This window comes from Paraburkholderia sp. DHOC27 (assembly GCF_003429005.1).
In the GTDB taxonomy this organism is placed as follows: domain Bacteria; phylum Pseudomonadota; class Gammaproteobacteria; order Burkholderiales; family Burkholderiaceae; genus Paraburkholderia.
Genome location: NZ_QVQV01000008.1, coordinates 428,099 through 438,439 on the forward strand (window position 1 = coordinate 428,099; position 10,341 = coordinate 438,439).

Annotated in this window: 8 protein-coding genes; 1 reads left to right on the top strand and 7 read right to left on the bottom strand. The window is 59.4% G+C overall.

The window, feature by feature from the left end; translation table 11 throughout:
* Positions 1-70: 70 nt before the first annotated feature.
* Complete coding sequence (locus D0B32_RS25940) at positions 71-1,312, bottom strand: ABC transporter substrate-binding protein (RefSeq protein WP_117337151.1); 1,242 nt, start codon at positions 1,310-1,312, stop codon at positions 71-73.
* 77 nt (positions 1,313-1,389) lie between these two features.
* Positions 1,390-2,547: an ABC transporter ATP-binding protein gene (locus D0B32_RS25945; RefSeq protein ID WP_117337152.1), complete on the bottom strand. Its 1,158-nt coding sequence runs from the start codon at positions 2,545-2,547 to the stop codon at positions 1,390-1,392.
* Positions 2,548-2,821: 274 nt separating this feature from the next.
* Here D0B32_RS25945 and D0B32_RS25950 point away from each other — a divergent pair, with 274 nt between their 5' ends.
* Positions 2,822-3,850, top strand: a complete 1,029-nt coding sequence (locus D0B32_RS25950; protein ID WP_117337153.1) for a LacI family DNA-binding transcriptional regulator — start codon at positions 2,822-2,824, stop codon at positions 3,848-3,850.
* A 93-nt stretch (positions 3,851-3,943) separates the two neighbouring features.
* Here D0B32_RS25950 and cyoD read toward each other — a convergent pair whose 3' ends face one another.
* The 5 genes from cyoD to D0B32_RS25975 all read right to left on the bottom strand — a co-directional run bounded on the left by cyoD (position 3,944) and on the right by D0B32_RS25975 (position 9,678).
* Positions 3,944-4,276, bottom strand: a complete 333-nt coding sequence (gene cyoD, locus D0B32_RS25955) for a cytochrome o ubiquinol oxidase subunit IV (RefSeq protein WP_117337154.1) — start codon at positions 4,274-4,276, stop codon at positions 3,944-3,946.
* The gene (gene cyoC / locus D0B32_RS25960) at positions 4,277-4,882 is read right to left on the bottom strand and encodes a cytochrome o ubiquinol oxidase subunit III (RefSeq protein ID WP_117337155.1); all 606 of its coding nucleotides are present in this window, start codon (positions 4,880-4,882) and stop codon (positions 4,277-4,279) included.
* 3 nt (positions 4,883-4,885) lie between these two features.
* Entirely contained in the window at positions 4,886-6,886 is a 2,001-nt protein-coding gene (cyoB, locus tag D0B32_RS25965) for a cytochrome o ubiquinol oxidase subunit I (protein WP_117337156.1), read from the bottom strand.
* Between the two features lie 3 nt (positions 6,887-6,889).
* On the bottom strand, positions 6,890-7,780 hold the full coding sequence (gene cyoA, locus D0B32_RS25970) for a ubiquinol oxidase subunit II (protein WP_117337157.1): 891 nt from the start codon (positions 7,778-7,780) through the stop codon (positions 6,890-6,892).
* Positions 7,781-8,121: 341 nt separating this feature from the next.
* Positions 8,122-9,678: a NuoM family protein gene (locus D0B32_RS25975; RefSeq protein ID WP_117337158.1), complete on the bottom strand. Its 1,557-nt coding sequence runs from the start codon at positions 9,676-9,678 to the stop codon at positions 8,122-8,124.
* Positions 9,679-10,341 lie beyond the last annotated feature (663 nt).

Here is a 10,341-nt window from a genome sequence, read left to right on the forward strand (position 1 = left end):
CAATTGCCGGGTTGCGGCGCTCGCGCGCCGAGGTGCCTCGGCACGCATCGCAACCCGGGCGTGCCTCAACCTACTTGTTGTAGATGCGTTTGCGGATCTGCTCAAGCCGATTCAGGATCGAGTCGATCTGGCTCGGGTCGCTATAAAACTGCTGCATCCCCTTCATGCCTTCGTCGGCCATTTCCTTGGTCATGTCGCGATCGTAGAACTGTGCCACACCACCGGGCGTACTGGACAGAATCTGGAAGCCGATTTTCGAAATCGGATCCGTCGGTGCAGGCGCCTGGTTATTCGACGGCAGCTGGCCCCAGCCCTTGGCGAGTTCGCCATTGATCTGCGGTTGCGCCATGAACGCCAGCAGACGATGCGCGTCCTTCTTGTTCGATGCCTTGGCCGGGATCATCAGGATGTTCACCGGGCCGTCTTCGGCCATCGGCACGGCCGAATCGATCACGGGGAAGCGGAAATAACCCATCTTGTCGCGCGTCGCTTCCGGCAAGCCTGCCGAGAAGAACGTGCCCATCAGCATCATGGATGCCTGACCGTTGACGAGCAGCGGGCTCACCGAATCCACGTCGTACGAGAGCGCGTTGTCGACGAAGTATTTATCGTCGATCAGGGTTTTCCATGTGGCGTAGACCTTACGGACGCGCGGGTCCGTATAAGGGATTTCACCCGCCATCAGTTGTTCATGGAAAGCGTAGCCGTTGATGCGCAGATCGAGGTAGTCGAACCATGCGGCCAGCGTCCACGAATCTTTCGCTGGTACGGCGATCGGCGCAATGCCTGCGGTTTTCAGTTTCTTGCAGTCAGCCAGAAACTCATCCCAGGTTTTGGGTTCGCTGGTAATGCCGGCTTTCTCAAACAGGTCCTTGCGGTAGAAGAAGCCGTACGAGTCGTAGCCAAGCGGCGCGGCATATTGCTTGCCCGCGTAGGTGGAAGGCGGCTTGACGGCGGCATATGTCTGATTCCAGCCGTCTTTCTGCCAGTCGGCGCTCAGATCGTCGAGCAGGCCCCGCTTGGCGAAATACGCCATGCGCTCACCGTTGTGCCAGCTCAGCACATCAGGCGGATCCGTTGCGAGCCAGCCGGACATCTGCACCTTGTAGGCCTCCTCGCCTACATAGGTCACTTTCAGGTCCACGTCCGGATTGGCCTTTTCGAATTGATCGAAGGCGTCCTGCCACACCTGACGTTGATTGCCGCGCGCCGACACAGTAACGCGCAAGGTTGCGGCGTCAGCGTAGCTCGCGGCCGTCAGCGCGAGACACGCGATACCGGCGAGTAACAGCTTTCCTGCTTTGAGTTTCATGGTTGTCTCCATCCTTCACTTTATGATGACGGCCGCTGGCCGCCTGTGCGCTGCTAATCCGCTGTGCTGCTCACCTGCTAATGAAACGAAACCTGACGCGCTGCCGCGACCGCATCGCCGTTCTCGTCGAACAGATGCGCGCTACCGGGTGTAATGAAAAACACCTGCCGTTCACCCGCGCGCACCACGCTGCTGCCCGGTGCCTTGGCAATCAGCGGTCGCTCGCTGCGCGTGTCGAGATGGACATACGTCACTTCGCCCAGTTGCTCGCTGAATGCCACTTCGCGTTGCAGCCCGCTCCGTGCCACGCCTGCTGCCTGCGGTTCGGTGAGCGTCAGATGCTCGGGACGCACGCCGAACGTGATGCGCGCGCCCGTTTGCAGCGACGCTTCCACATGACGCTCGGTGAGCGCGATCACTTCGTCGCTGTCGTCGAGCTTGACGTCCACGCGTGAGGGGCTCGTCGTCACCACCCGTCCCGGCAGAAAGTTCATGCGCGGCGAGCCGATGAAACCCGCTGCAAACAGATTGGCCGGACGGTGATACAGGTCGAGCGGCGAACCGATCTGCGCGATGCTGCCAAAGCGCGTCATCTCTTCGCCTGCACGCAGCAGCACGATCTTGTCGGCGAGCGTCATGGCCTCGACCTGATCGTGCGTGACGTACACGGAACTCGCCTGTTCGAAACGGTTGTGCAGACGGCCAATTTCGATGCGCGTCTGTGCGCGCAAAGTGGCATCCAGATTCGACAAGGGCTCGTCGAACAGAAATGCTTTGGGCTCCCGAACAATCGCACGACCGATCGCAACGCGCTGACGCTGTCCGCCTGAGAGCGCACGTGGCTTGCGATCGAGCAGCGACTCGATCTGCAACACCCGTGCCGCTTCGTTGACCCGGCGGCGGATTTCATCGTTCGAGACCTTCGAAATGCGCAGGCCGAAGGCGATGTTGTCGAACACCGACATATGCGGGAACAGTGCGTAACTCTGGAACACCATCGCCACGCCGCGCGCAGCGGGCTGCACTTCGTTGACGCGCTGGCCGCCGATTTTCAGCTCACCGCCGCTGACGTCTTCGAGTCCTGCGATCAGGCGCAGCAGCGTCGATTTCCCGCAGCCGGACGGCCCGAGAAAGACACAAAACTCATGCTCGCCGATGTCCAGATTGACATCGCGCAGCACCGGCGGATGCTCGCCGTAAGCCTTGGAAATGTTTCGAAGCGAGATTGCCGTCATGATTTTTCCGGATTGATGGCCACGAAATTTAAGCGCTTAAATTTTTCGACGGAAAAAACGCGGTTTGAATTAACATGTCTTCCTCCTGTGTCTGAACGTGAAGTTAGCCGAGCCGTTCGAGACGCGCAACACTTACAACGACATCTCAATATATGGGTGAAACGCAAAAAAAGCGAGCACGCTGGTTTGCTACCCGCTCGTTTACCCTCGGTTTTAGCGCGCTAGCAAGTGCGATACGTGCGACTCGTGCGACGTTATCCGGCACGCGAAGCGCATGGTGACACTCGCAGAAGTCGCGCAACGCGCGCAGGTGACGGCCGCCACCGTGTCGAACGTGCTGCGCAATCCGCAGAAGGTCAAGCCCACCACGGTCGAGCGTGTCATGGCGGCGGTCCGCGAACTCGGGTATCGCCCTAACCTCACCGCCCGCGCGCTGGCGGAGGGGCGCACCTCCACCCTGGCGCTGATGCTCTCCAATATTTCGAACCCGTTCTATCCGGAGTTCGTGCTGGAGGCCGAGACCGCCGCGCGGCGGCGCGGCTATTTCCTGCTGGTGTGCAACACCGATGACGACCCCGCGATTGCCCGCGCGTACCTCGACAAGATCGCGGGCACCCTGGCCGCGGGCGTGATCGTGATGAATACGGACGTCAGTGCGGAGGAGCTGGCGGAAGTCGCGCAACGCGGCTCGCCGCTTGTGCTGTGCATGTGGGAAGGCGAAAAGTCCACGCGTGCGTTGCCTTGCGTGACGGCCGACTACACGCATGCGGGAGAGCTGGCCGCCGCGCATCTGCATGAACTCGGGCATCGGCGCATTGGCGCGCTGCTCGGCGAGGGCTCGGGTGGCCCGCAATCGTCGCGGCTGCACGGATTTATCGAGGCCCTGGTTACGCGTGGCGTTAGCGCGGAGACGATCGCCGTACAGGCGTGCCGCGACTCGATTGAAGCGGGCTACGACGCGGCGCGTGCGTTGCTCGAAAGCCAGCCGAAACTCACCGCGCTCTTTGCCACCAACGACCTCATGGCAATCGGCGCGATTCAGGCCGCGAACGATATGGGCAAGCGTGTGCCGCAGGATCTCTCAGTGATTGGTCTCACCAACATTCACCTGGCCCATCAGTTCCGGCCGGCGCTCACCACGGTCGCCTTTCCTACCGCGGCGATTGCTTCGATTGCCGTGTCGCTCACGCTCGATCGCATCGAAGGGATCAAGCCGAAACGCGATGCGTACAAGGTGCCGTTGTCGGAGCTGGTGGTTCGCGATACGACGGCACCGGTGCCGAAGGCTTCGCGGCGCAGGTGATTGCCGCGAGCGCCAAAGCAAAACGGCCCCTCTTCTGGAGGGGCCGTTTTGTTTCATGCTTGCCGGTGAACCAGTCACCCAAGGCAAACGCGCTTACCGCGACATCATGTTCATGCTGACGTTATGCATGATCCACAGCGAGCCGATAATCAGAATGAGCGCGGTCAGCACGGTGAAGCCGAACGCCATCACATTCCACTTCTGTTCCGACGACGTGTTCATGTGCAGGAAGCACATCAGATGCACGATGATCTGCACGAACGCGAGTCCGGCGATCAGCAGCACTGCATTGTGACCGGTCACTGCGCCGGTCATGACGACGCCGAATGCCGCAGCAGTCAGCAGAACGGAAAGGATGAAGCCGATCGTGTAGCTGCCGAGGCTGCCATGGCTGTCACCCGCGTGAGCGGTATGGCTATGGTCCATTTAGATCACACTCGTAAGATAGACGAAGGTAAAGACACCAATCCAGACGATGTCCAGAAAGTGCCAGAAAAGGCTCAGGCACGTCAAGCGCGTGAGTTCGCGCTCGGTGAGTTCAGGACTGCGGATCACCTGCACGCTCAACACGATCATCCACAGCAGACCGCAAGTGACGTGCAGGCCGTGCGTGCCGACCAGCGTGAAGAACGACGACCAGAATGCGCTGCGATCCGGGCCTGCGCCTTCCGCGATCAGGTGCGCGAATTCGCGCAATTCGAGCACGAGGAACGACGCGCCCAGCAGGAACGTCACGGCCAGCCAGAACAGCAGCGTGCCCTTCTTGCCCTTGTGCGCGCCCAGCATCGCGAAGCCGTACGTGATCGAGCTCAGCAGCAGCGCCGCCGTTTCGAGCGCAACACCCGGGATCTCGAACATATCCTTGGCGGTCGGTCCACCGGCGAACTGGTGGCTCATCACCGCGAACACGGCGAACAGCGAGGCAAAGATGATGCAGTCGGTCATCAGGTACAGCCAGAAGCCGAACACCGATTGCGACGGAACGTGGTCCGCTTCGAAAACCGGATGCGCCAGATTAGTCTTTTGTAACATGGGTTAATCCACCTCTGCCAATTCGAGCGCTTCACCTGCGCCACTGCCGTTGCGTCGTTCTTCGATCAGTTGAACCGTATCGGCCGGGATGTAGTAGCCGGAGTGGTCACCGAAGCTGTGAACGATGATCGTGCCGATGACACCCACCAGACCCACGATGGCAAGCCACCAGATGTGCCAGATCGCTGCGAAGCCGAGCACCAGGCTGAACATGGCGATGAAAATCCCCGAGCTGGTGTTCGACGGCATGTGAATGTCGCGATACACCGGTTCGCTCTTCTCCACCTTCGCGTGCTTCTTCATGTCGGTGAACGCATCCAGTTCACGCACGACCGGCAGGATCGCGAAGTTGTAGACCGGCGGCGGCGACGTAGTCGACCATTCGAGCGTACGGCCATCCCACGGATCACCCGAAACATCACGGTTGCCCGGCAGGTTGCGATCGCGAATGCTGACGAAGATCTGCAGCAGCTGGCAGCCAATACCAATGGCGACCAGGATCGCGCCCACTTCAGCCAGCAGCAGCCACGGATGCCATTGCGGGTTGTCGTAGTGATTCAGACGGCGCGTCATGCCCATGAAGCCAAGCACGTACAGCGGCGTGAAGGCGACCCAGAAGCCGACCTGCCAGAACCAGAAGGCGGCCTTGCCGAGCTTCTCGTTCAGCTTGAAACCGAACGCCTTCGGGAACCAGTAGTTGAAGCCCGCCAGATAACCGAACAGCACACCGCCGATGATCACGTTGTGGAAGTGAGCGATCAGGAACAGGCTGTTATGCAGCACGAAGTCCGCGCCCGGAATCGCCATCATCACGCCGGTCATGCCGCCAATCGTGAAGGTGACCATGAAGCCGAGCGTCCACAGCACCGGCGTCGAAAACTCGAGGCGGCCCTTGTAGATCGTGAACAGCCAGTTGAAGACCTTCACACCCGTCGGGATCGCAATGATCATGGTCGCGATGCCGAAGAAGGCATTCACGTCCGCGCCGGAGCCCATCGTGAAGAAGTGGTGCAGCCAGACGAGGAACGACAGCACCATGATCGCGCAGGTCGCGTAGACCATCGTCTTGTAGCCGAACAGCGGCTTCTTCGCATACGTCGCGATGACTTCCGAGAAGATACCGAACGCCGGCAGGATCAGGATGTACACCTCCGGATGGCCCCACGCCCAGATCAGGTTCAGATACAGCATGGCGTTGCCGCCGCCGTCATTCGTGAAGAAGTGCATGCCGAGGTAACGGTCGAGGCCGAGCAGTGCCAGCGTGACCGTCAGAATCGGGAATGCCGCCATGATCAGCACGTTCGTGCACAGCGCCGTCCACGTGAACACCGGCATTTTCATGAACGTCATGCCAGGCGCACGCATCTTGACGATGGTGACGAAGAAGTTGATACCGGTGAGCAAGGTGCCGATACCCGAGAGCTGCAGGCTCCAGATGTAGTAATCCACGCCTACACCTGGGCTGAACTTCAATTCGGAGAGCGGCGGATACGCCAGCCAGCCCGTTTGCGCGAATTCACCGATCACCAGCGAGACGTTGATCAGGATGACGCTGACTGCCGTCATCCAGAACGACAGCGAGTTCAGGAACGGGTACGCCACGTCACGTGCGCCGATCTGCAGCGGCACGATCAGGTTCATCAGGCCCACCATGAACACCATCGCCATGAAGAAAATCATGATGACGCCGTGCGCGGAGAAGATCTGATCGTAGTGATGCGGCGGCAGATAGCCGGGGCTGTGATACGCGAGCGCGAGCTGCGTGCGCATCATGATGGCGTCGGCGAAGCCGCGCAACAGCATGATCATCGCGACGATGATGTACATGACGCCAAGGCGCTTGTGGTCGACCGAAGTCAGCCATTCGCTCCACAGGTAGCGCCACTTGCCGAGATACGTGACGGCGCCGAGCACCGTGATGGCGCCGATCGCCATCATGGCGGCCGCCACCATAATGATCGGCTCGTGGTACGGAATCGAGTCGAGGCTTAGTTTACCGAACATGCGTTACCCCTTGGCCTTGCAGTTGCTGTCGTCTTTCAGATCCATGACGTTGCCGTTGTTATAGCGCGCAATGATGTTGTGAAAGAGCTTTGGATCGACCGACGAGAAGTACGTAACCGGCGCCTGTTCGCCCGGTTGCGCAACCACGTTGTAGCGGTTCATGTCGAGACTGTTCGACGAGGCGCGCACTTTCGCGACCCATGCGTTGAAATCAGCGGGCGACGAGGCGATGGCACGGAACTTCATGTCCGAGAAGCCCTTGCCGCTGAAGTTGGCCGATTCGCCTGCGTAGTCGCCGGCTTCATCGGCAATCAGATGCAACTTCGTCTGCATGCCCGCCATTGCGTAGATCTGGCCGCCGAGCTGCGGGATGAAGAACGAGTTCATCACCGAGTCCGACGTGATGTTGAAGTTGACCGGCGTGCCGACCGGCAGCTCGAGCTGGTTGATCGAAGCGATACCGAGGTCCGGATAGATGAACAGCCACTTCCAGTCGAGTGCGACCACTTCGACGTTGATCGGCTTCACGCTGGATTCGAGCGGACGGTACGGGTCGAGCTCGTGCGTGCTCTTCCAGGTGAGCACACCGAGGAACAGAATGATCAGCGTGGGAATGGTCCACACCGCGATTTCGATGCCGGTGGAGTGCGCCCAGTTGGGACGATATTCGGCGTTCGTGTTGGTGGCGCGATAGCGCCATGCGAACCACAGCGTGAGCGCGATCACCGGGATCACGACGATCAGCATGGCCCAGGTGGACGTGGCGATCAGATCACGCTCCGCCAGGCCTACGCTGCCCTTTGGATCCAGCACGTCCATGTTGCATCCCGACAGCAACGTCATCAGACCGAGGGACATTGCGCCCATCGATCCTCGCAGAGTCTTGTGTTTCATATTGATTGCCTGCTCTTTGCGATTTTTGCGAACATCATTCCGACCGCTCTCCCATAGTAAGCGGTCGCATAGTAAAGCCCCGTTATACCAATATAAACACCCATTTTTGCAACGAACTGTTGCGAGTCCGAAGCATGTGACACGTTGCCGCATGGCTGCGCGCACATGGTCGTTAGATGCTTTATATCAAGGTATAAAACGAATCCCCGCTATCGACCGCATGCACGAAAACTCGACGCAGCACACGGCTACGCGCGCATGAAGTGAAACTGTTTTGAAGTAACGTGAGTGCGCCGCACCGGCCAGAGACGACGGGTGCGGCGCTTGAGACCTCTATGTGTTTAGCCCGGTGCGTGAGCCAGATTGACGGCCACCGTTTCGCGCGCCTGCATCGGCTCGCCGCTCTTGTTATCAGCCGCGGCGGTATCCACCGCTTGTGCCGAACGGTTGGTCTGAGCCAGCACGGCTTGCGAGGTCGGGCTGATGGCGTCCGTGAACGGCTTCGGATACACGCCTACCGCGAGGACCAGCACGGCCAGTGCGCCAAGCAGAACGAACTCGCGCTGACTGACGTCACGCAGACTGGCGACGCGGGCATTCTTGATCGCACCGAAGATGACGCGCTTGTACATCCACAGCGTGTACGCGGCACTCAGGATGACGGTCAGTGCCGCCATTGCGCCGATCCAGAAATTGAAGCCGATCGCGCCCATCAACACCATGAACTCACCGACGAAGCCGGCCGTACCCGGCAAGCCGACGTTCGCCATCGAGAACAGCATGACGAACACCGCGAAGCGCGGCATGGTGTTGGCCACGCCACCGTAAGCGTCGATCGAGCCGCTTTGCGTGCGCTCGAACAGCATGCCCGTGCACAGCAGCATCGCGCCGGAGACGATACCGTACGAGATCATCTGCATGATCGCGCCTTCTTCGCCGAGCGGATTGAAGATGAACAGGCCGAGCGTGACGAGGCCCATGTGCGCGATCGACGAGTACGCGAGCAGCTTGCGGATGTCGGTCTGCACGAGTGCGAGCAGGCTTGAGTAGATCACTGCGACCAGCGACAGCGTGATCATGGCGGGCGCAAAGAAGTGCGCCGCTTGCGGCGTGATGGGCAACGCGAAGCGCAGCAGGCCGTAGCCGCCAATCTTCAGCATGCCCAGCATCACGGCAGCGCCGGTCGGACCGTCGAGGTGGACATCAGGCAGCCACGAGTGCACGGGCCACATGGGGACCTTGACCGAGAAGGCCGCGAGGAAGCCCAGGAAAATCAGCGTTTGCGGGACGAAGTCGAGGTGCGCGGCACGCCAGACTTCGAGGTCGAAGCTGTGAGTCTGCGCGTAGAGATACAGCATGGAGAGCAGCATCATCAGCGAACCGAGCAGCGAGAAGAAGAAGAACTTCACCGCGGCGTAAGTGCGATTCTTGTTGCCCCATGTGCCGATCAACAGGTAGAGCGGGATGAGCGTGGCTTCGAAGAACACAAAGAACAGCATGCCGTCGAGCGAGGTGAACACGCCTTGCATGAAACCCGACAGCATCAGGAACGCGCCGAAATACTGCGCGCTGCGAACAGTGATGGACTCCCAACCTGCCACCACGATCACGACGGTCGTCAACGCGGTGAGGACGATCAGCCACAAGGAGATGCCATCCACGCCAAGATGCCAGCCAATGCCGAACGCCGGCAGCCATTTGACGTGCTCGACGAACTGCATGCCCCCGCCATTCTGGAAACTGGCAACCAGTGGGATCGCCGGCACGGCGCCGGCCAGTGCGCCAATGAGCGCAAACCAGCGCGCGCGACCCGGTGAGCCCGCGCCTGCGCGCAGAACGATGATGCCCGCGACGATGGGGACCCAGATCAGAAGGCTAAGAAGCGGTGGGTGTTGCATTTGTTCTTTAAATGGCTGAAGCAGTAAAACCGTCCGAATCAAGCCCTCAAAATGAAAGGCTTAGAAATTCACATTACAGTTTGATTGCACCAAGGGGTGCTAAACTCGATTGCGGGGCCAGGTCAACGCGTCCCGGTGTCGCACACGCGTCAAGGGTTAACGAGCATAACTCGAAATTAACTTTTTTGCAGCGCCGCAAACGCCTGTTAAGTAATTAGTGCGTTAGTCGATAGACTCTATTGCAGGCTTAGGTCTTGCGTCACCACATGGAAATGTGCATTTGCACAAACTTTGGTCGTTTTGAGCGACTCAATGTTCCGTTTTGGTGCGCACTTGGAGTGATCGGATGGATGGGTTGATTCAGAACAGCAGGCGGATGCTCGGGGATTTAATTCTTACAAACTGAAACCATATCTCGATTTTTGCGTGTCTAGCTTACGAATATTTCATTGATTCAGGCGGACGCGATTTCTCGCGCTTGACTGAATTACTGCGACGATTTACTACCGCGATTATCGCTGGATTCCGCTTTAACCCAGATGCTGAGCAGCGTGGGTTTAGGTGTTTCCGTAAACGCAGAAACCCCACCTGTTGGGGTGGGGTTTCTGTTTGCTGCTGGGGAGCCTGACGATTACCTACTTTCACACGGGTAATCCGCACTAT

Coding starts and splice junctions, on each gene's coding strand:
- D0B32_RS25940 (WP_117337151.1), bottom strand. CDS start 1,312: ATGAAACTCAAAGCAGGAAAGCTGTTACTCGCCGGTATCGCGTGTCTC.
- D0B32_RS25945 (WP_117337152.1), bottom strand. CDS start 2,547: ATGACGGCAATCTCGCTTCGAAACATTTCCAAGGCTTACGGCGAGCAT.
- D0B32_RS25950 (WP_117337153.1), top strand. CDS start 2,822: ATGGTGACACTCGCAGAAGTCGCGCAACGCGCGCAGGTGACGGCCGCC.
- cyoD (WP_117337154.1), bottom strand. CDS start 4,276: ATGGACCATAGCCATACCGCTCACGCGGGTGACAGCCATGGCAGCCTC.
- cyoC (WP_117337155.1), bottom strand. CDS start 4,882: ATGTTACAAAAGACTAATCTGGCGCATCCGGTTTTCGAAGCGGACCAC.
- cyoB (WP_117337156.1), bottom strand. CDS start 6,886: ATGTTCGGTAAACTAAGCCTCGACTCGATTCCGTACCACGAGCCGATC.
- cyoA (WP_117337157.1), bottom strand. CDS start 7,780: ATGAAACACAAGACTCTGCGAGGATCGATGGGCGCAATGTCCCTCGGT.
- D0B32_RS25975 (WP_117337158.1), bottom strand. CDS start 9,678: ATGCAACACCCACCGCTTCTTAGCCTTCTGATCTGGGTCCCCATCGTC.